The sequence below is a fragment of the Sulfitobacter sediminivivens genome, from assembly GCF_042611115.2.
GTDB lineage: Bacteria > Pseudomonadota > Alphaproteobacteria > Rhodobacterales > Rhodobacteraceae > Sulfitobacter > Sulfitobacter sediminivivens.
In genome coordinates, this window is record NZ_JBHGAR020000012.1 from 15229 (window position 1) to 37191 (window position 21963).

The window sequence follows — 21963 nt, forward strand, 5'->3', positions numbered from 1 at the left end:
TCAGGCTCCTTCGGGCATACCCTGCCCAATCGTTACCGCAGTGACAAGGTGATCTGCCACCTGCACAAACCGCCCCGGCAGGGTGTCACGAACCGCGAATGGTGGCGCTGGTTTGAGGAAGGTTGCCACGAAAGATCCCGCAGACGGATCAAGTGAAATATCGAGGTGATCATAGCCCAATAGCATGCCCGTCAACGGATACTGCGCCTTATAAGCTGCTTCCTTGGCGCTAAAAATAATCTTGGCAAGACGACCCAGATCCGGCCCTGCGACCTGCGCCTGCTCTGCAGCCGAACAGATTGTTGGGATCAGATCAAAATCCAATGGCGTCGCAGGTTCCGCATCTACACCCAGACTGCGGATGTTTGTGGCGGGGGCAACCACGGCAATGCACAATTTGTCCGTATGTGTGATTGAGCCGATCACACCCTTTGGCCAAACGGGTGCTCGGTCGGGGCCTGCAGGGACCGGGCCGGGCTCGATCCCAATTTGCGCCATCGCCGCACGCGCCGCCGCGCGACCTGCGGCAAACTCGGTTTGCCGCGCCGGGATAGCCCCTGCGACCGCAGGCCGTTCAACTGCCTTCAACGCAGGCTGCCCGCGTGATGGGTCTGTGACCACAACGGCAACAGACCCGTCAAACAACGTGATAACAGCCGCGCGAAGCTGATCAAATCGGTCAGATGGTGCGGCCATCATGCACCGGCTTTCCTGCGGCTCGCGCGCATCAAGCGGCGTTTGGCCATGGTGTCAGACTTGGCTGGATCTGGCGCGACAATGACCGGCTCTGCGCTGCTCCCGTTGGTCCTATCAATATGGCCCGCCAAACCTTCGAGCGTCGGAAAGCGGAAAATGTCAGTGATCGACAAACTTGCCGCGCCCAATGCCGCTTTGATGTCCCGGTGCGCCTGCACAGCCAAAAGCGAATGCCCCCCCAGCGCAAAGAAACTGTCCGCGCCGCCGATGTCAGACACGCCAAGTATCGCGGACCAGACGGCAGCAATTTTGGCCTGTGTCCCGCTGGCAGGTGTCGGCGCAGCCACCAAACCTGCTGGTTTTCGCGTTTCCGGGGCCGGCAATGCCTTTCGGTCGATTTTCCTGTTTGGCGTCAGCGGCATGGCGTCAAGCGTCACAATGGCACTTGGCACCATGATATCTGGCAAAACTTGCGCCAGTTGCACCCGTATCGCATCGCTATTCAAATGGATCTCTGCGGTTACATAGCCCACCAATTGCGCGCCGCCAGGTGCAGCGCGGGCAATGACAACCGCTTGGGTGACACCTTCAATTTCGGACAGACGGGCTTCGATCTCGCCCGGCTCAATCCGGTGGCCGCGTATTTTGATCTGCGCATCGGCACGGCCATTGAATTGCAGAACGCCATTGGCGTCCCATGCGGCAATGTCGCCCGTCCGGTAAAGCGTTCCGGCACCAAACGGATTGCGGACAAAACGCTCTTTGGTCATCGCGTCCCTGCGCCAATATCCCTGCGCAACACCATCACCCCCAATCCACAATTCCCCTTGTGTACCACTCGGTTTCAGGCGCATCTTTCCATCAAGGATGAACACTTGCGTGTTTGCAATTGGCGTCCCGATTGCGGCGGTGTCACCGGGCACTGCGTCCAACATTTGCGTTGTGGACCAGATTGTCGTTTCGGTCGGCCCATACATATTCTGGATCGTCGCGCCCGTGCAATCACGCAAGGCGTGCACCAATGATCCCGGCAGCGCCTCCCCCCCCACCATCAGATGTTTGACGCGCGCCAAGGCATTCTGTGCCTCATCATTCGTGACGAACATCTGCGCCATCGACGGCGTGCATTGCAGGTGGCTCACGCCGTGCCGCACGATCTGCGCGGCGAGCGAAAAATCATCGTCGGCCAGTACAAGGGCTTGATTGGACTGTGCCAGAACTTTCGCCAGCGGCTTTAGCCCGGCCATCACCGTGTCTGTGGCGATACCATAGTCAATCAGGCAGGCGATTTCATCAACACCGATGCGCTTAAGCTGCTGGGCGCGCGCCACGCCGTCAGCCACGGTGCCAAACATGCCGCTGTCGTTGAAATAGCGTTGAAAGGCGAACTCAAGGATCGCGTCCATCTCGGCCTCTGACAGCGCACCCAGATCGACCTCAAACGGATTGGTCACGCCAGCAGGCTTTTTGAACGCGGGAAAGGCCCAGGCGTATTGTTTGATCAGGCCCGCGGCAGAGCGTAGATACTCCTTCATCGGTTCGCGTGCCACTTCTTCGGCCCGCGCGCGGGTGTCTGCCAGATAGGTGTGCAACATCACCGTGACTTTGTGATGCGCCGGATCATGCCCGGCCCCACTCAGCGCCTCATGGTAGATCTTGATCTTTTCCGCAACCTCATCCACCGATTGACCCAGCAGGTGTGTCAGCACATTTGCACCGATCTCGCCCGCCTCTTTCCAGGTTTGGGGGTTGCCCGCAGTCGTCACCCAGATTGGCAGGTCCCTCGACACAGGTCGGGGCTGCGTGACAACGGCAAAGGGTGTGCCGTCTTTGGTCGGGAACGCCACCGCATCCCCCCGCCAAAGCGCGCGGAGTTGATCTATTGCCGCATACATTGCAGGTTTGTTTTCCGGCGGCGTGTTTTGAGGGCGCAGCACAAAATCATCGGGCTGCCACCCGCTGGCGATGGCCAGCCCAACGCGCCCGTTGGTGAGATTGTCGATCACAGCCCATTCTTCAGCGATGCGGGCGGGATGATGCAAGGGGGCCACGCAGGACCCTGCCCGCACTTCCAGATTTTGCGTCACCGCCGCAACTGCGGCCCCGGTCACCGAAGGATTTGGATAGGGCCCGCCAAAGGCATGGAAATGCCGCTCGGGCGTCCAGACCGCGTTAAAGCCGTGGGCATCCGCAAATTTGGCACCCTCCAACAACAACTGGTATTTTTTGGGGCCAACGCCGTCATCGTTGCCCCAGTAGAAAAGATTGAAGTCAATCTTGCGGTCCGACGTGCCAATTGGGCCGTTCGACACAGCAGTGCGCGCAGCGTCCCCCGCCAGAACCAGCTTGAAGCCACGGCCAAGGGTCCAGAAAAGCTCAAGCACCGAAATATCGAATGACAGGCTCGTCACGGCCAACCACACCGCGCCTGCAGCATGATCAATGCGGTCGTCCATCCCGGCAAAGAAATTGGCGACATTTCGGTGACTGACCATCACCCCTTTGGGCGTCCCGGTGGAGCCGGAAGTATAGATCAGATAGGCCATGTCGTCCGGCGACGCATATGGTGCAGGGTTGCCCACATCTGCCGCGCCAAGTCGGGGGTCGTCATCCAGCTTCAGCACCTGCGACTGATGGTCGGGCAACTGGTCCGCCAGATCGCTTTGCGTCAAGATGATCGGGGCCGCGCTGTCGCTGATGTAATGCGCAATGCGGTCTGCCGGATAGGCAGGGTCAAGCGGTACATAGGCACCGCCCGCCTTCAGAATACCCAGCGCGCCAATCATCAAATCGACGCTGCGCGCCGTATAAAGGCCAATCGGCCTACCGGGCTTTGCCCCCATATCGCGCAACACATGAGCAAGCTGATTGGCGCGCGCGTTCAGCGTGGCATAGCTGAGCACCTCACCCTCAAACACCAGTGCCTCGGCATCCGGTGTTCTGGCGACTTGCGCCTCGAACGCGGCGTGGATCGGTGTGGCGTCATAGTCTTTTTGTGTGGCGTTCCAGCCCTGCAAAAGCTGATGGTTCTCTGCCGGGGGCAAAGCCCAGACGCTGCCGCAATCCTCAGCAGTTGAGACTGCTGCGAAGGCCGATTGAAACCGCGCCGCAAGGACATCTATGGCCTGATCGGAAATACGGTTTGCGTCATAGATCAGCTTGGCAGCGCCGCCTGCAAGGGACGCCGTAACGCAGGCATCTGACACCGCATCGTCAGTGAACGTCAATGCAATATCGGGGCGCTGGCCCGTTTCAATCCTGGGATCGCGCAGCGGCAGATCACAAGCAAAACCCGTAGTGGTTTGCGCGCGGGCCACTTGCGGCGCAATGCGGGTTGTGCATTCGGCGACACTTGTCACATCGGTGGCGTCAACATTCAGTGGCACCCAATTAGCCAGCGTCCGATCAGGTTGTGCGAGCGCAACAGCCAAATCGCCTTTCGCCATCCCCGCACTGCGCAGCGCGATCAATGCAACAGCAACGACCTGATGGGAGATGCTCAGATCCGGTGGACAGATCATGGCCCGTTCTTGCAGGTCAGGTGCCGTGTGTGATGGCTTGGCCAAGGGCACGGTCAATGGCTCCATCTGCTGCAAAGCGCTTCGCCAGTATGCTTCATCCTTGCTAATCAGCGGGGCGGCCTTGGGCCTGTCCAGAACATCGCCAACCCGTGCCATCGTCCTTGGATCAACGGTACCACCGGCCATATCCGCGAGACCGCGCAGAACAACTGGCTTGGTCGCTGTGCCTATGGTGATCTGGTCCGCCAAAACACTGACAACCGCGCCCGGGGCCGCAGCGTCCTGATCAGAAACCTCAAGCGCCCCAACGCACAAAATCGCATCACCCAAAACCAGTTTGGCTGTGGTCAGTGGGTTCCAATAGGTCCCGAAATCCAACCCCCGAACCAATGCGCAAAGCGCCTCTGCATCGCGGGTGAAATCCAAAATGCCCTCTGGCCGCTGATCTTTTGCGAAGTAAGTGCGCAAACCAAGGTCCTGTGGGGTACGGTCAGGCGCGCCGTTTTCGAGGTGCTGCAAAACTGTGGCAAAGCTTTCCAAACCCGCGGCGTAGCATTTGGCATTGAGGCTGAACGCCGTTTCATCCGGCGCGATCTCAACGGCGACCTGCGCCAACAGATCGCCTTGGTCCACGCCGCCTTCGATCATGTGCCAGCTTACACCATGCACCGTCTCGCCGTTGATGATCGCCCACGCAGGGGTGTTCAGCCCGGCATAGCGGGGCAAAGGTCCATCGTGAAAATTGACTGCGCCCTTGACAGGCAGCGCCAGAACCGCATCCGGGATCATGCGCAGGTTCGCAATACTCAGCAGCCAGTCCAATTGCGCTGCAGCGTCCAGCAGATCATCAGCACGCGCATAAACCGGTACGCTCTGCCCTTCGGCCCAGCGGCGCACCGCAGCGTCCTGTGTCACCACGGCATGCAGAATATGCCCAGCCGCCAAGACCAGATCACCACAGGCAATGGTCAGGGATTCATCTCCCATCAGAATGGCTGAAAACGCGGCAGGCGGAAAACGCACGGTCATGGTCTGTCCTTCATTGCGGGGCGCGTTGTGGTGCCGATTGTCCCCCCTGGGCCAAACCCAAGGCCATGCCGCAAAAGATCACGTTGGAAATGGGGTGGATCCTGAGGTTTCCGGCCTGAAATTGCGCAGCGCAATTGGTGGATCATCCCGCCCGCAAAGCGCGCGGACCATGCGAGGGCCGCATAGACGCGGCCATGATTTTTGACAAAATAATGCCGCCGAGAGGCGAACCAATAGGGCGGCATCCGCTGCCATTCTTTCATCCCGGTTGATACCGACCCGATATGCACAACACGGGCCCGAGGGACATACCAGCATTCCCAATCCGCCCGCGCAGCGCGTTTGCACAAATCAGTTTCCTCAAAATAAAGAAAAAACGTCTCATCAAACGTCCCGATGTCACCCAGCATTTCAGCGCGCAACAGCATCGACGCACCCGCAACCCAATCAACGCGGGTGGCATTCTGTGGCAAAGGCGGTGCCACAACTGCGCGGTGCAACATCTTGGAAATGAACCCGGTCCGCGCCGCGCCTTCAAATTCACCTGCGATTGAGGGAAATCGAAACGCTGTGCAATGAGCGACATCATCGTCCCCACGCACATGGCTGCCCGCAATCCCGGCCTTTGGATGCGCGTTAAGATGCGCCAGCAACGCACCGATACAGCCGCGATCGGCAAAAGCGTCTGAGTTCAGAATATAATAGAAATCCGGGGGTGAGCCATCTGACATCCCCGCGTGCAGACCGAGGTTGTTGCCCGCACCAAATCCGCCGTTGTGATCCGACAAGATAAGCCGCACGCGGCCCCCCGCATCCCAGCCGCGCTCCGTTATGGCGGATTGCAAAACCTCTGCGGACCCATCGTGCGAGGCATTGTCGATGATGATCATTTCCGCGCCGCGATCAGGCATGTCCGCCAGTGCCGCCTCGGCGGCGCGCAATGTCATCTGCGCCGTGCGGTAATTGAGCACGATGACCAGCAGGCGGATGGGGGCCGCGTCACTCATTGCGCCGCCGTGGCATGCGGCATATCGAGTTTGTCATCTGCCTCCAACGCGGCCGCAATCACCTCGCGCAATTCCTGCGCCAAAACGGTGACACAGGGGGCCAAGACCATGGAGACGTGATCGCCCGGCACTTCCACAACCTTGATCTGCGGTGCATATTGCCGCCAATCATTGTCTTCAAACGTATATTCCCGCTCTGCATTGACCCACCGGCCATGCGACACCTGCCAATGCCGGTCCAGTGGGGGCCGGAACAACGTAAGCGGACCGTTCCATTTGGGCGTCACGTAAGCGCCCGCAGCGGTCAAAAAGGCCTGTTCGATTTTGTGGTTGTTAAACTCGGCACCCGGAGTTTCGGCAACCTCCCCCCGTCGCTCTGCACGACATTCCTTTTCCCAGGCTATGCGGTCTTTGGCCCATTCAATCAGATACATTGGGCCTTTCCGGTGAAATTCGTGCAGCTTGAGCAATGTCTTGTCTTTTCTGCTCAGCGGTGGTCGCACAGGCAACGGGGTGTCGAGCAGGGCCAGTACGGCCACCTCTTGCCCCCTATCGCGCAGCTGTTGCGCCATTTCATAGGCCGTGATCCCGCCCCCCGAATACCCTGCCAACAGATAAGGGCCCTGCGGTTGCAGTGCCTGAATTTCAGCCAGATAATCCGCCGCCGCGTCCCGCATGTCAGTGTGCGGTGCGGTGTCACCAATCAGCCCACGGGCCTGCACCCCATAGACAGGCCGTTCACTGCTGAACGGCATGGCAAGATGGCGCAGGTTCAGAACATTGCCGAACATGCCTGCCACGATGAACAACGGCAGTGCCTGTTTTTGGGACGACTGATTTAACGGTACAAGATAGTCGAACTTTTGAACGTGCGTGTCATTGGCGGTGCGCTTACCCAATGTGCCGGCTTCGCCTGTTTGTTCGGCAATAAGCGCCGCGCATTTGGCAATTGTCGGGGCCTCAAACAGGACTGAGATCGGAAACTCCACCTTGAATTCGCGCTTCACACTGGCAAAGAGCCGCACAGCGATCAGCGAATGGCCACCAAGGTCGAAAAAGCTGTCTTCGACCCCAACCGGGCTGACACCCAAGAGGTTCTGCCACAGTTCGGCCAACCGCTCTTCGATGGCGGTGCGGGGCGCAACGAAACTGTCATCAAGATCAGGCCGCTCAAAACTCTGTCCCGCTGCCGCTGATTTCTCGGCCGGTTGATCGGCCTGCGCAATCAACTGATCAAGCAGCATTGATGATACAAATACCTGCGAACGCCCCAAGGCAATCGCCCGGCGCAACGCATCTGGCCCTTCGGATGCACGGATGCCTTGGCTGACCAGATAGGCCAGCCGTTCTTCTGCTGGGGTACGGTGATCTTGCGTACCCGCAAAATCCTCAAAGCGGACCTCACTGGCATTCAATGGCACCGATGCGGCAAATCCACCCTCAAGCCGCTTCATCGCAAAATCGCTGATCTCAACCAGCACGGTGCCCCGTTCATCACAAATGGTCACGTCAAAGCGGGCAAACCCGTCCCCTGCATGACCCTCGGACAAACGCACCCAGGACTTCACCTGCGCTGGCAGCGGGCTATGAACCACAAGGTGGCCATAAGACACCGGCACCCAAAGGTGCTGCGCGCCATAGCCCGGCACCAGTGCCATCGCCCATCCTGTCGCCATATCCATCAGACCCGCATGCAGCAGATGACCAGCGGCCAAATCGCCACGGACATCGTCAGGCAAGGCCAGTGTTGCCAGCCCTTCACCCTTGCCCAGCCTGGTTTCACGCAGCACATGCCAGCGCCGCCCAAATTTCAGATGCGCCTCTTGTGGTGAGCGAAGCCTGTCTTGTTCAGACGCGGTTTTCAAGTGCAAACATCGTGACGATATCGCTTTAATATCAATATCTTGCAGACTATTATTCACCAAGCGCGTTAACGTCGCCTGCGCATGCAATTGCCAACCGGGCTTGCCATTCAACACGCAATCGCTGCGCAGTTCAGCAGCAAAGCCATCCGCCTCTTGGCGCAGCGTGACTTGTATCTGCCGGGGCGCGCCTTTGTTCACCGGCAACGCACGCAGGAAATACAAATCACGGATTTCAAAGCCACCGGTCATCCCTTGGGCCTGCGCCGCCTCAGCCAGCAGTTCAACATAGCCGGTTCCGGGCATCACAGCCTGACCCTCTGCGGTCCGGTGTTGATCCAGCAACCAATCGGCATCTGACAATGTGGCCGTAAGGACCATTTCACCACCCGCGCCCGCCCCAACTATGTCCAGCAAAGCCGCATCAACCGGCCTTGCTGGCAAAGTATGGCTGGCCGCCCCCCCGGTCGCGTGAGCCGCCATGCCAACGTCCGCCCAAACACCCCAGTTGATGGCATAGACACGGGTCGCAGCACCCCGGCGTGCATTGGCAAAAGCGTTGAGCCATGCGTTTGCGGCAACATAATCAACCTGCCCCACAGCCCGCGTTGCCGTGCTGGTCGATGAAAAAAGCGCCATCCATTCGAGCGTGCCATCGGGTAGCAATTGGTCCAGCACCCGCAGCCCCTGCACTTTTGGTGACAGAACCGCGTCAATCTCTGCATCACGTTTTGCCAGCAACGGGCTATCATCAAGTGTACCGGCGGCATGGATCACCCCGGTCAGCCCGCCGTGCCGCACCATCAGGTCGTCGGTGACCCGACGCATCTGCGCCAGGTTCGCCACATCGGCTGCTGCCACTTCGATCCGGCCACCCCTTGCCTCAGCAAGCGTTTCGAGGCGCATCACGGCACGGATGCGCAGGGCGGTGGTATCAGCGGCACCATGGCTTTCTAAAAACCCCTCCCACGCCTCGCGCGGCGGCAAGGGTTCACGGGTCAACAGCACCATCGTTGCTGCGTGATTTTCCAAGATATCAAAGGCCAACGTCTGGCCGATGCCGCCAAACCCACCGGTGATCAAATATGTGCCACAATCGCGAAAGGCCGGTTGATCTGTTTCGGGCAATGGAATGGACTTATACCCCATCTCAAGCCGCCTCGTCCCCCGGTAGGCAGCAATGACATTGCCAGGGCTTGCCATCAGTTCCTCGATCAAACGGGCTGTAAGGTCGTCCTGGGGCACCTCAGTGGCCCTGCGCGCAAACCACCATTTTGCCGCTGCCGGTTCAAATTCGGTTTCAAGATCAATCTGCGCCGCCGTGACACCCGGCATTTCGCGTGCAAAGACACCAACCGGACCACTGATCAACGCTTTTTCTGGGTGCTCCAATGGTTCGTCTTTGACTTGCGCTTCACCCCGCGTGAAAACGCTGAGGTGCAGCGGTTTGTCCAATCCGGCCTCTGTCAGTGCCTGAGCGAGCCAGGTCAGGCTCCAGAATCCCTGTTCTATGTTGCGGTCAAAGGTGCTGCTGCCGGGGCGCGGTGCCTGTGCGTCATCGGTCAGCCAGAAATGTGCGATACGGTCCGGCATCTGGCCCGCCGCTTGCAAAGCCGCAATCAGTTGATCATAGCCTGCGCGCCCCTGTTCTGCGGCAAGCGTATAGCGGTCCTCGGCCAGCTTTGCGAAAGCATCACCTGCGCGCACGGAAACGACCGTGTGCCCGCTCGCTGCAAGCTGTGCTTTGAGCGGTGCCGCAACGCCCATATCGTCAGCAAAGATCAGCCACGTCAGTGGTGTCGCCGCCAGATCGGTGATCATGTCCACATCCGCATTGGCAAAGCGTGGCCGCCAGACCGGAACAGCCCCCCAATCCGCAATGTCGTCCTGACGCACAGGCAAGGGCGCGGCAGCCGGCACCGCCGCCTTGCCCGGTTCGATGAAATATCTGCTGCGCTGATACGCATAGGTCGGTAGCACCACGCGGTTGCGTCTGGCCTCGCCCCAGATCTGTGTCCAATCCGCCTCGACGCCACACGCCCAGAGCCTGCCAATCACAGCAATGAAATAAGCATCATCCGCGATACCGTCATCCGGGTGGCGCAGAGTTGAGATGACCTGACCTGCAGCCACACCGTCGTTCATTTGTGCAAGCGCACTCAGCGCTTTGCCGGGACCGACCTCCAGGAAAACACGCTTGCGCGGCGCACTCAGGTTTGTGATGCAATCGGCAAAATTGACGGTGTTGCGCAACTGGTCAACCCAATACTCCGGGTCGGTGGCCTGTGCATCGGTGATCAGGTCGCCAGTGCGGTTCGACAGGAAGGGCATCTGCGGTGCCTGAAGGTCGAGCGTTTGCAGGAACGCACGGTAACGGCCCAGGATCGGTTCCAGCATGCGACTGTGGGCGGCGATGTCGATGGCAATGCGCTGACACTCAATGTCGTGTGCCGCCAGCCGTTCCTGCATGGCATCAAGGGCGGTTTGAGGGCCAGATACGGCAATGAGTTCCGGCGCATTCACGGATGCGATATCCAGATCATCGCCAAGCAACAGCGCGATGGTTTCCCATGTCCCTGAAATGCTCAGCATGCCGCCGGCTGGCACCTCGTCAAACAATTGCCCACGCAATAGCACCAGATCGATCAGACCCTCAAACGACATTACACCTGCAAGGCAAGCGGCGACATTTTCGCCCATCGAATGACCAACCATCACCGCAGGTTTCACGCCCCAGTTGAGCCAAAGCTGCGCCAGCGCGTATTCGACAATTGCAATGAGCGGCAATTGTACCGAAGGCGTCTTGAGCCGGATTTCGGCCTCAACCGCCTGCCCCGCCTCAGGCAACCAGAGCGCCCGGATGTCATAGTCAAGTTGCGGCTGTAAATGATCAAGCCCACGGTCGATCCAGTCGGCAAATACCGGCTCTGTCTCATAAAGATCCCGCGCCATACCCACATATTGCGCACCACCACCGGGAAACATGAAAACCACCTCGGGCTTGTCGCCCAAAACCTCGTGGGTGAACACGCGCCTGGTGTCAGCAGCCTCAAGCAGATCGGCGGCCTCTACATGGGTTTCCGCCACAACGACGCGACGTTTTTCAAACCCCCGCCGCCCGTTTTTGAGGGTAAAGGCAACATCGGCCAAAGGTTTTTCAGGATGCGCGCGAAGGTGGGCCGACAGCGCCGCGGTATTCGCATCAAGTGCTGCCTTGCTGCGGCCAGAAATGCACAAGGCGTGGAAGGGCCAGTCGCTTTCATCCGATGTTCTGGGTTCAGGTGCTTCTTCGAGCACCATATGGGCATTGGTGCCCCCAACGCCCAGCGCATTGACCCCGGCGCGGCGCGGGGTTGGACCCTCGGGCCAATCGTGCAGTTGGTCGTTCACCGCAAAGGGCGACCCTTCAAAAGCAATCGCAGGATTAGGGGCCTCATACCCAAGCGAGGGTGGCAATTGTTTATGGTGCAGTGCCAGCGTAGTTTTCACCAGTCCCGCCACGCCAGCCGCCGTATCAAGATGGCCGATATTGGTTTTGACCGACCCGATGCGACAAAATTCTGTGGCGTCTGTGGTTTGGCGGAAAGCGTCGGTCAGGGCTGCGACCTCAATTGGATCACCGAGATATGTGCCGGTGCCGTGGCATTCGATATAGCCGATGCTTTGCGCCGCAACCCCTGCTGCATCGAGCGCCTGGACAATCGCAGCGGTCTGACCATCAACCGATGGGGCAAGATAACCCGCCTTTGCCGCACCATCGTTGTTGACGGCGGAACCTTTGATCACCGCCCAAATGTGATCGCCATCCGCAATCGCATCCGCCAACCGACGAAGTGCCACACAGCCCGCACCAGAACCAAAGACAGTGCCCTGGGCGCGGTGATCAAAAGCATGGCAATGGCCGTCAGGCGACAGAATCTCGTTTTCTTTGAACACATAGCCACGCCCATGGGGCAACTCGATTGTTACGCCGCCAGCCAGCGCCATGTCCACTTCACCGGCACGCAACGCCTGACACGCATAGTGGATCGCCACAAGCGAGGTGGAACAGGCGGTTTGCAAATTGATCGACGGGCCCTTGAGGTCGAACACATGGCTGACGCGGGTCGACAAGAAATCCTTGTCGTTGCCAGTGTGGCGCAACAAAAACATGCCGACATCATCGACCAGATCGGGGTTTGAGCAGATGTTGAAATAGAAATAGCTTCCCATGCCACAGCCCGCATAAACACCAATTGGTCCGGGAATGGTTTCGGGCGGATGCCCTGCCTGTTCCATTGCCCCCCACGCCACCTCCAGGAACTTGCGGTGTTGCGGATCAAGGATCGAGGCGTCTTTGGGCGAAAAGCCGAAAAAATCAGCGTCGAATGTGTCAAAGCCATCCAAGACGGCCGCTGCGGGCACATAGTTCTTTTGCGCGATTGCCTCAGGTGCCTCACCTGCAGCACGCAGGTCTTCTTCGCTCAGCCGGCGGATGGATTCGACCCCGTCGCGCAGGTTTGCCCAATAGGCATCTACCCCCTGCGCCCCCGGCACGTCGACATTGATCCCGACGATAGCAATATCATCGCCAGAAAAGGTGCGGTTATTTGCAGTATTCATCCGAACAAATTTTTCCCATGTCCCGTCCCAATACGGGTATGAGCCCCAAAACCAACATAGCTATCTATGGACCTATCCAACAGAAAAAACTGGGTTTTTGCCATTGTTTTTACCATAAAATCAAACCCGCAATGGGTTGGGGCAAATACCCTGTAACGACGATACCTTTCCCAGCATGACAAAACCTGACCAGCGTGAGTATTTTGGCTGCATTGGAAACAATGCCGCCATATTGTGGGATCACTGCTGGCGATGTGCGATTCTGCAATCAGGCCTATAAAACCGTGCGCTTGCCAGATCGCACAGCAGGCTTGCCCAAAACCACATTACGACCAATTGGATGGCGCGGCCCGACACGGGCATGCGGCATCAGTTTTTCCGCATGACCCAGTATCGCACCCGCTGTCAGCCACGTGAACGGCGTTAACGTCGCATTGAGCAACATGTCCATCATGGTGACCCCAAGGATCACCGTAAGAGGCGCTACAAATGGTGACAAGGCTGTGTCACCATGCCGGTGGATGTAGAGCCCCATTAGGAACAGCGGCAATGCCAGCAGGCCAAATTCACATATGTATCCAAGCCAGCCGAAGGTCCCAAAAACGATGATCCAGCGACCATCCGGGACCGACAATATCTCACCAGTTTCGGGATTGTGGACCAAACTTCGGCCCCACCCGCCCCAGCCAAAAAGCGGCTTTTCCGCGGCTCGGTCCAGTAACTGATCCTCGTGGAAAAACCGATAACCCAGCGATTGCGCGCGATCGGCGCTGATGGCCTCAGCTTGCGCGAGGATCGCATCAAGCGGCAGCACGTCGAAATTGCGCAGCATCGGGTAAACAATTGCAACAACAGCAAAGGCCACCGCCAGTCTGATCTGCCAGCGCGCCGGGACAAAAAGGATAACAGGCAGCAAAACAGCGCCATACATCAGTGAAGCCAGACTTTTGCACATGACCAGCAAGACGGCGAGATACCCCACCAGCAGCAACATTTTCCAACGGTCAACAGCTTTCGTATGTCGCGCCAGTGCCCCGGCAGACAACAATGCGGTGCACATGAACAACGCCAGCCAGAGCCCATGCGGCAGGAAAACGAAGGGCCTGTAACCACCCGCCCGAATGGCCTGTTCAAACGAGTGTTGAAAAAATCCATAAATCCAGACATTCAACTGTGGACTCAGCCGAACCTCGATCAATGACGGGACCGAATAGATCAGCCCCCCGACCATAAGCGCAAGCAGTATTTCACGCAGTCCTTTTTCGGACGCCAGAAATTGTCTCGCCAGCAGGAAGGGCACCAAGGTCAGCATCTGACCGATCAATACCGACCCCACATCACGAAGTGACTGCCCCGGCAATTGATTTGTCACAAAAACAATCGGATCGGAGGTGCTGAGCACTTCAAACAAGATGGGATCACTGTTGGACAGCACAGTGGGGATCGCCGACAGAATAAGCCCCGCAACCAGCCACTGCGCCGCCCGCGATTTCGGGAACAGATCCACCCTTTGATTCATCGCAAAAGCGAGGATCACCAGCACACTCAGATTCGGGATCGACACTTTGTCCAAAGCGGGAACAAACGGCAGGTTGAATTCGGCCAAAGGGGGTAAGAACAGATAGCCCCCCAGGATCGACCAGATCAAAGCACGCTCCAACTTCAGGGTACGGAACAGGACCAGCGACACAAGCGGCCAGATCATCAACATCAGATATGCAAAACCGTTGGGCATGTGAATCCTGTGTCTGACGGGTCTATTTTGATCTGGCGAAAATTACCATCTAGTCTGCGCGCTGTCATCCCGGTAGATTTAAAGTGTACTTCATGTTTTAGGTTAACTTACTGTCATATGTATCTGAAATTTATAAATATACGACCCAGCATAGCATTCTTTTCAGATGTAATGCCGGGTGTGGCCATTGGCGGGTACTTGTGAAATTCGGTGCCGGCGCATCCCAGATTGAGGTCAATTTTGCCACCCAGGCAGCATTGTTTCGCGAGATCAGAAAAAGATTGCAACAAAGAATTGGATTCGCACTCGCCACACTGAACCTCGACCACCTGTCAAAACTGCACCATGATGCGGCATTTGCCCGGGCTTATGCCGCCCACGACATTGTGATTGCGGATGGCCGTCCAGTCGTCTGGCTCTCGCGGATTGCCCGCAGCCCTGTTGCGTTGATGCCCGGTGCAGATCTGATCTTGCCGCTATGCGCCTTGGCCGCCGAGACGGATGCGCCCATCGCTCTGGTCGGCAGCAGTGACGCGGTGCTGCAGGGGGCAGCAGATGCGCTGTTGCAAAGCACGCAGGGGCTGAAGATTGTCTACCAGCATGCCCCTGCCTTCGGGTTTGACCCGACGCAGCCTGAGGCAGATGCAATTTTTGAGGCACTTTCGCAAAGCGGTGCAACGATTTGTTTCATTGCCCTCGGCGCGCCAAAACAAGAGGTTTTCGCAGCGCGTGGGCGCGGCCAAGCGCCCAATATCGGTTTTGTATCCATCGGTGCAGGGCTAGACTTTCTGTCCGGGCATCAGGTGCGCGCGCCCCAAATCATGCGAAATCTGGCGCTGGAATGGCTTTGGCGCGCGGCACAGGAACCGCGCCGAATGGTGCCGCGCTATCTCAAGTGTTTTGCGGTCCTTCCAGGGTTGGTCGCGCAGGCCTTCGGCCAGCGCTAGTTCCTGATGTCGCTTCGGCGTTATTTATATTCAATAAGCCGGGTCTTACCCCCGCGGGCACGTAGCCAGTAAAAGTGCAGCGCCCCCATGGCCTCGGGGAACTTGCCCAGCACCGTGAAAAACGCCCAGGCGAGATTGCCGCGCAGCGCCAGCCGGGCGATTTGAAGGGCGTAAATCGCAAAAAGCAGCAAGGCGACCGGGTCCGTCACAAGCGCCAGCACGACGATGGCAGTGGGCAGAATTGCACCCCACAGAAGTGCCCGCCGGGTCTCAGCGACCCAGTGGCATTCGGGAGGTGACCCATGCAGAAAGGCCCCTTCGGCAAAGGCGTGACCGGCGCGCCGACTGCGCCGCCACCATTGTGCAAAGCGCGTGATCCGGGCGTCATGCCACGTCATTTCAGCATCCAATCGCCAGATTTTCCACCCCACCTGCCGCAGCCGCAGGCAAAGCTCCGGTTCCTCCCCCGCGATCAGATCATCGCGGTAGCCACCAACGTCGCGCAACGGTTTTATCCGCATCAACGCATCCCCACCGCAGGCAAGCGTTTGTCCGACAGGCGTGTCCCATTCACGGTCAATAAGGGCATTATAGACCGACGTCTCTGGATGGCGCTCGCGCCTGCGCCCGCAGACCACCGCAACATCCTTGTGGGCCTGCAAAAATGCGATGGCACTGCCTATCCAACCTTCGCGCAGCACACAATCACCATCGAGGAACTGAACGAAGTCGACATCATCACCCACGGCCGCCAACCCTGCATTGCGGGCACGTGCGGCGGTAAACCCCTGCTCGATTTCGAGTGCGATAACAGTGGCCCCAAAATCCGCAGCAGCCTTTGTCGACCCGTCAGTTGACCCAGAATCGACATAGATCACCTGCCCAACCTGCCCTTCGAGCGCCGCCAGACAGGCGATCAGCCGCGCCCCTTCGTTGCGCCCTATGACAACAGCGGCAATCATCACTTATCCGCAGTCGCGATATGCGCCGTATAGTCATCCGAGCTGACGAGAAACCCCGCGCGATACAGCAACTCAACCCGGTTCCACCGCCGTGCATCCAGAGAAAACAACGATATATCCGTCGCTTGCGCCATCACCTTTGCACGATTTGCATCTTCACCGTGGGCAACGTCACCCGCCGCCAGTGACGCGGCATCGCGGCCCTTCGGGTCATTGGCAAATTTGTAATGCTTGATCACCGCTGTCACATCCGCGCACTGCACACCCATCGACAGATGCGGATGCGGCGCTGGCGTCACCCCCGGTCCGTTAAAGATGAGCGGATGTTTGGTCAGACAGCAGTTTTCGCCAAAGACCTTGGCGCGCACCCCGCCAAAGCAAAACTTGATCTCTGCATTGCTGATCGTGTTGTCCTGCAAGAGCGCTGAAAACTCTATGTCCGCGTCGTGATAGTCCCGTTTTTCGACCGCGCTGAGGTCAAAATACAAAAACTCAAGAAGTGCTTGTTTGAACGGCACATCTGCGACGGCGTTCAGCGGCCCTTTGGGAAACATTTCCAGCATCTGGGCGACCATCGCGGTAAACCCCCGCGCCTCCAGATACCCAATCAGGCCACTTATGCCAACGGTTGTGCGGCCCTCAAAATCAAGGATCTCGTCCATATCGGCATAAAGGCACCATCGGTTCTGGCCATAGGTGTTGGCCGGATACTGTCGGATCAGGTCCTCGTATCCTGCCAACGGCAATTTGCATTGGTCAATCACCGTGCCTTTTTCACGTTTGATCCGTGCAATCGTATCATCAGTCGACCCGTTGTCGATGAACACGAAATGCTTGACCCCCATCGCCCGGTAATGGCGGAAAAACCCGTTCAGATAATAGCTTCCGTTGCGCACCAGCGCGATCAGGACAACATCACCAGCGGCCACATCCAGCACTTTTGGCCCATGCAGATGATGCAGGGACGCGGCAAATCGCGCGTGGCGTCGGGCCTCGCTGATGCGGTGCCACAAACGGCGGACAATATGAACGGGACCTTTCATGGCATGGGTGATACGACAGAGCGCTGCAGCGGTCCACTCAAAGCGCCCGCTATTCGGCCCCTGCGCGCCATTCTTTGTAGCGCAAATAGGCATTTGCCCCCCAACCGGCAAAGGGTTGCGGGGGCAAAGGCTTTGGGTCGTCCTCTTCCGCAAAGTGATCGACGATGGCAGAGCGTTGGCCCATTGCCAGCTCCGCCGCCGCGATCCCCGTCAATGTGCCGCGCGCGGTGCCAAGGCCGTTCTGCACACAGGCAGAAAAGACGCCGCTTTCCACCTGACCCGTCACCGACACACCGTTGCGCGTCAGGCAAAGGTGCCCGGCCCATCTATATTGCATTTCAAGCCCGGCCAATTGCGGAAATCGCGTGTCAAACTTTGTTCGTTGCACACGGGCTGCACGGGCCACATCCGCCGCCCCTGCCAACATGCCGCGGCGCAAGACGGCACACGTCCTCGTGATAATCCGGTTGCCCCCTTGGGCACCGTCGATCCGGCGCATGGTGGTGCCCATGGGATCAGACGGGGTGACCCCCCAACGCGGCGTACCGCCCAGCACCGCAAGTTGATCGGCTGCAAGTTCAGGGGTCATCGAGGCAAAAAGAAACAGCTGCATCAGCCGCCCCTTGGCGATGCCAAAACTCTCCAAATGACCATTATTTGCAAGGATAACACGCGGCGTGGTGATCTGACCCTTGTCGGATTTGACAAGCCAATCGGCACCTTTGCGCTCGAAACCGAACACCGGCGACGTCTCAAACACCTTGACCCCCGCCGCACTCAGCCCCGCTGCCAGACTTCGAATATACCCGGCGGGTTGCAGCATCAAAGTTCCGGGCGTGTAAAGACCAGAACGGTAGTGGCGGCTTCCGGTCAGCTCAAACATCGCCTGCGCATCCAACCGTTCTGAGCGTTCATCAAGGGTGGATAGGTGGCGCGCATAGCTGCGGTTATGGGCATCGCCCGCCTCTGATGCGGCCCCGTTCACCTTGCCCACAGGGTCGGCAAAGGCTGGGTTAATCCCATATTCCGCAACTGCCGCGCGCGCGAAAGCAATGGCCTCGCGGTTCAGGCCGATCAACGCCCGGTCATCGCCACCGCCCGCATAATCGTCTGACGCCAAGTCATGTGGCAGATCAATCATAAAGCCCGAATTGCGGCCGGCAGTCCCCTCGCCCACGCGCAGTGCATCGAGCACGGACACCCGCAGGTTCAGATCAATCTGGCGCAGCCTTCGTGCCGCAGACAACCCTGCAAACCCTGCACCAATGATCACCACATCAGCGGTTTGAACATCGCATAAGTGACGCGGCGCGTCGTATCCGCCAAGTATCTCGGCCCAGGCTGCGGGGCTGTCAAAACGCGGGGTCCGGGCAGCAGTGTAGCGGCTCAATCCACCACCTCATCTGCATCATCGGAAAGGTCGACCCAGATGGTTTTGAGCTGGGTATATTGGTCATGCGCATGCAGCGAATTGTCCCGCCCGCCAAAGCCCGATTGCTTGAAGCCGCCAAAGGGTGTCGAAATATCGCCCTCGCCATAACTGTTGAGGGTCACCGTACCCGCGCGCAGCATCCGCGCGCCCCGCATCGCGCGTTTGCCGTTGGCGGTGAAAATCGACGCACAGAGCCCGTAGTCCGTATCATTGGCAACGCTGATCGCTTCGTCAAAACTGCTGACCTCAATCACGCTCAACACCGGGCCAAAGATTTCCTCACGTGCCAAACGGTGATCATTACCGGGCACCTCCACCACGGTCGCCTCAACAAACACACCGCATTTGGTACCACCCCCCACACGTGGTTTAGGAGCATCTTTCAAATAGCTGGAAACTTTATCAAAATGGGCTTTGCTGACCATTGCGCCCAGCCGCGTTTCAGGGTCCAGCGGATCGCCCACCGGCCATTCACGCATATGCGCCTCGATTCTATTCAACAGCACTTCCTTGATGGATTTATGCACAATCAGCCGACTGATGGCACTGCAATTTTCGCCCATATTCCACAGCGCGCCATTGGCGATATGAGCCGCCACCCGGTCAAGGTTTTCGGCGTCCTCCATGACCACGCAAGGGTTCTTGCCGCCCATTTCGAGCACGACCTCCTTGGCGTTGCTTTCACCCGCATAGCCCAGAAACCGTTTACCCGTGACGGTCGATCCTGTGAAACTGACCATGTCTACATCCATATGCCGACCGAGCGGTTCGCCCACGTCCGCGCCGCCCCCCGGAAGCACGTTCAATACGCCACGTGGCACGCCCGCCTCATGCGCCAGTTCAGCAACCCGCAAGGCCGTAAGCGAGGTTTCCTCGGCTGGTTTCACAATCATTGAACACCCCGCCGCCAACGCAGGCGCGATTTTCCATGCCATCATCAGCAGAGGGAAATTCCACGGCAGAACCAACCCCACCACACCAATCGGTTCACGCACCACCAATGCAATGTGATCATCAGACGCAGGTGCCACCTGATCATAAATCTTATCAATGGCTTCTGCGTGCCACTTAATGCAATGGATCGTCTCAGGAATATCGACTGTTTCACAATCGAAAATTGTTTTGCCGCTGTCGACACTTTCCATGATCGCAAGTTCACGCGCATTTCGGGTCAGCAGTTTGGCAAACCGGATCAGCACATCCTTGCGCTCGGAGGGATGCAGGCGCGACCACCGGCCATCCTCAAAAGCCTCACGCGCTTTGGCGACCGCAAAATCAACATCCTCGGCCCCGCAGGCGGCAATATCGGCCAATTTGGCACCTGTCGCGGGATTCGCCGTTGCAAAAGTCTTGCCCGAAGCGGCAGGGCGATATGCGCCATCAACAAAGGCCGCGGTTGGGAAATTCAGTTCAGCAGCAAGCGATGTGTATTCTTCTTTTGTGAGCAATTCCATATTCTTAGCCCTCTGCCTGAATGTGTGCGATGGTTGTTTTCAAAACGCGCACAACCTGTTCCAGGCTGCGTTTGTCATCTTTGTTCAGCGGTTTGAGCGGAGGCATCATGCCGCCGGTATCAATGCCAGCCATTGTGGTGCCGTGTTTGACGCAGGCCACGAATTTACCACCCTGTTCGAGCACCCGCATCAGCGGCATCATGGCGGACATGATGCGGCGGCCTTTGGCAAAATCCCCCTGCACCGCACAGGCCTCGTAGAGCGCCACATGTTCGTGCGGCAAAAAGTTGGACCCGGCACAAACCCAGGACCGCGCGCCCCATGCAAAGAACTCAAGCGCCTGATCGTCCATTCCGCAGGACATTTGAATATGTGGATAATCACGGGCCAGCAGATGCACCCGGTTGATATCGCCGCTGCTTTCCTTGATTGCGCAAATATTGCGGCTGCGCCCCACCCGATCGAGGAATTCCTGGCCCATGTTCACGCCCATGCGACCTGGGTAATTGTAAAGCATGGCAGGCAGGTTCGCAGCCCGGTCAATGGCCAGTGCATTAAGCGCATTTTCGCGTTCTGTGGGCACCGAATATGGCGGCGTGCCAACCAAGATCGCATCCGCCTTGATGTCGCGCGCACCAGCCGCCAAAGCCACCGAGTCAGATGTGCGCATCGCACCGGTCCCGACAATCAGGGGCAAGCGGCCCTTTATGCGCTCCTTGGTGAACTTTGCCAGCGCCAGCCTTTCCTCAACCGTCTGGGCATAGTTTTCCCCGGTGGAGCCGCCCGAAATGATGCCATGCACTCCCGCATCAATCAGGTGCGCGACCTGTTCGGCCAACGCATCATGGTTGAAGGTACCATCACGGTTCAGCGGCGTCACAATCGGGGTATAAATCCCCTCGAATTTGAATATCGGCGTCATAGCGTCCTCACTTTAGGCGGCGTGGCGGCACCCAGTTGCAGGTCAAGCCCGCTGGGCATGACAAATTGTTCGATCCGGCCACGCGACAGGTTCCAATGTTCGACTGCAAGGGCAGCTGCGGCGTCTTCATCGCCTGCCTCAATCGCGGCGATGATCGCGTCATGCTGCTGGCTGGCGAGGGTCAGGTTCTCCGCCATTTCACTGTCTTGTGGGCGAAAGAACGTCATCGAAATGCGGGCATGGTCGATCAGCAGGCGCTGGAAGCTTGGCAGCAGATAAATATTACCCGCCATCTGTCCGGTGATTTCATGAAAATGATTGTTTGCCAGTGCACGTGCGGCAATGTCGCCCCCGCGCAGGGCCGCCCTAAACGCGCGCTGCGCATCTTTGAGCGTGCCGATCTGCAAATCCTGCGCGTTTTGAGCGGCCAGTCTCAGCACCGCACCATAGATCATCGGGGCCGCCAGAAAAAAGTCGCGCAAGGTGCGATGGCTCATCTCAGAAACCCGTGCGCCACGATTTGTGCGGATATCCAGATATCCCTCGCCAGCAAGCTGACGCAACACATCACGCAAAGGCGTGCGCGACAGGCCCCATGTCTCGGACAGCGTCGCCTCATCCAGATCGGCACCGGGGGCCAATTTTTGGGTCAGGATCGCGTGCCGCAAATAATGCAGAACGTCAGATTTTGAATGTTTGGGTGTCACGGTCATCCCCTGCCATCAGAAAACCGACTCAATGGATGAGTCTG

12 protein-coding genes are annotated in these 21963 nt (G+C 58.3%); 1 reads left to right on the plus strand and 11 read right to left on the minus strand.

The annotated features are described in order from the left end of the window. From ACEWL3_RS13015 to ACEWL3_RS13035, 5 genes are all read right to left on the minus strand, one after another. Complete coding sequence (locus ACEWL3_RS13015) at nt 1-699, minus strand: 4'-phosphopantetheinyl transferase family protein (protein WP_386182090.1); 699 nt, start codon at nt 697-699, stop codon at nt 1-3. After that, entirely contained in the window at nt 696-5246 is a 4551-nt protein-coding gene (locus ACEWL3_RS13020; protein ID WP_386182088.1) for a MupA/Atu3671 family FMN-dependent luciferase-like monooxygenase, read from the minus strand. Before ACEWL3_RS13020 ends, ACEWL3_RS13015 begins: the two co-directional genes overlap by 4 nt. Next, the gene (locus ACEWL3_RS13025; RefSeq protein WP_386182086.1) at nt 5243-6253 is read right to left on the minus strand and encodes a glycosyltransferase family 2 protein; all 1011 of its coding nucleotides are present in this window, start codon (nt 6251-6253) and stop codon (nt 5243-5245) included. The genes ACEWL3_RS13020 and ACEWL3_RS13025 overlap by 4 nt, the downstream gene beginning before the upstream one ends. Further along, entirely contained in the window at nt 6250-12717 is a 6468-nt protein-coding gene (locus ACEWL3_RS13030; RefSeq protein ID WP_386182084.1) for a type I polyketide synthase, read from the minus strand. Before ACEWL3_RS13030 ends, ACEWL3_RS13025 begins: the two co-directional genes overlap by 4 nt. A 274-nt stretch (nt 12718-12991) precedes the next feature. Next, the gene (locus ACEWL3_RS13035) at nt 12992-14452 is read right to left on the minus strand and encodes a hypothetical protein (protein ID WP_386182082.1); all 1461 of its coding nucleotides are present in this window, start codon (nt 14450-14452) and stop codon (nt 12992-12994) included. 200 nt (nt 14453-14652) lie between these two features. On the opposite strand from ACEWL3_RS13035, the gene ACEWL3_RS13040 reads away from it, so the two are divergent. Further along, entirely contained in the window at nt 14653-15399 is a 747-nt protein-coding gene (locus ACEWL3_RS13040) for a WecB/TagA/CpsF family glycosyltransferase (protein WP_386182080.1), read from the plus strand. Between the two features lie 20 nt (nt 15400-15419). Here the strand turns inward: ACEWL3_RS13040 and ACEWL3_RS13045 are convergent, their stop codons facing one another. The 6 genes from ACEWL3_RS13045 to ACEWL3_RS13070 are packed head-to-tail and all read right to left on the minus strand — an operon-like array spanning nt 15420 to nt 21925. After that, nucleotides 15420-16361 carry a glycosyltransferase family 2 protein gene (locus ACEWL3_RS13045; RefSeq protein WP_386182078.1) on the minus strand — a complete coding sequence of 314 codons (942 nt, stop codon included), beginning with the start codon at nt 16359-16361 and terminating at the stop codon, nt 15420-15422. Next, nucleotides 16361-17404, minus strand: a complete 1044-nt coding sequence (locus ACEWL3_RS13050) for a glycosyltransferase family 2 protein (RefSeq protein ID WP_386182077.1) — start codon at nt 17402-17404, stop codon at nt 16361-16363. Before ACEWL3_RS13050 ends, ACEWL3_RS13045 begins: the two co-directional genes overlap by 1 nt. A gap of 49 nt (nt 17405-17453) precedes the next feature. After that, entirely contained in the window at nt 17454-18794 is a 1341-nt protein-coding gene (locus ACEWL3_RS13055; RefSeq protein WP_386182075.1) for an NAD(P)/FAD-dependent oxidoreductase, read from the minus strand. Beyond that, nucleotides 18791-20290 (minus strand): aldehyde dehydrogenase, encoded by a 1500-nt coding sequence (locus tag ACEWL3_RS13060; protein ID WP_386182073.1) that lies wholly within the window; start codon nt 20288-20290, stop codon nt 18791-18793. The genes ACEWL3_RS13055 and ACEWL3_RS13060 overlap by 4 nt, the downstream gene beginning before the upstream one ends. Before the next feature lie 4 nt (nt 20291-20294). Next, a complete protein-coding gene (locus ACEWL3_RS13065; RefSeq protein WP_386182071.1) occupies nt 20295-21212 on the minus strand; it encodes a dihydrodipicolinate synthase family protein in 918 nt (305 codons plus the stop codon). Then, nucleotides 21209-21925 (minus strand): GntR family transcriptional regulator, encoded by a 717-nt coding sequence (locus ACEWL3_RS13070; RefSeq protein ID WP_386182069.1) that lies wholly within the window; start codon nt 21923-21925, stop codon nt 21209-21211. Before ACEWL3_RS13070 ends, ACEWL3_RS13065 begins: the two co-directional genes overlap by 4 nt. Nucleotides 21926-21963 lie beyond the last annotated feature (38 nt).

Bases quoted from the DNA above. Each gene is read 5' to 3' on its own strand.
- ACEWL3_RS13065 (WP_386182071.1), bottom strand. From the start codon at position 21,212: ATGACGCCGATATTCAAATTCGAGGGGATTTATACCCCGATTGTGACG.
- ACEWL3_RS13070 (WP_386182069.1), bottom strand. From the start codon at position 21,925: ATGACCGTGACACCCAAACATTCAAAATCTGACGTTCTGCATTATTTG.
- ACEWL3_RS13050 (WP_386182077.1), bottom strand. From the start codon at position 17,404: ATGAAAGGTCCCGTTCATATTGTCCGCCGTTTGTGGCACCGCATCAGC.
- ACEWL3_RS13020 (WP_386182088.1), bottom strand. From the start codon at position 5,246: ATGACCGTGCGTTTTCCGCCTGCCGCGTTTTCAGCCATTCTGATGGGA.
- ACEWL3_RS13035 (WP_386182082.1), bottom strand. From the start codon at position 14,452: ATGCCCAACGGTTTTGCATATCTGATGTTGATGATCTGGCCGCTTGTG.
- ACEWL3_RS13015 (WP_386182090.1), bottom strand. From the start codon at position 699: ATGATGGCCGCACCATCTGACCGATTTGATCAGCTTCGCGCGGCTGTT.
- ACEWL3_RS13030 (WP_386182084.1), bottom strand. From the start codon at position 12,717: ATGAATACTGCAAATAACCGCACCTTTTCTGGCGATGATATTGCTATC.
- ACEWL3_RS13025 (WP_386182086.1), bottom strand. From the start codon at position 6,253: ATGAGTGACGCGGCCCCCATCCGCCTGCTGGTCATCGTGCTCAATTAC.
- ACEWL3_RS13045 (WP_386182078.1), bottom strand. From the start codon at position 16,361: ATGATTGCCGCTGTTGTCATAGGGCGCAACGAAGGGGCGCGGCTGATC.
- ACEWL3_RS13060 (WP_386182073.1), bottom strand. From the start codon at position 20,290: ATGGAATTGCTCACAAAAGAAGAATACACATCGCTTGCTGCTGAACTG.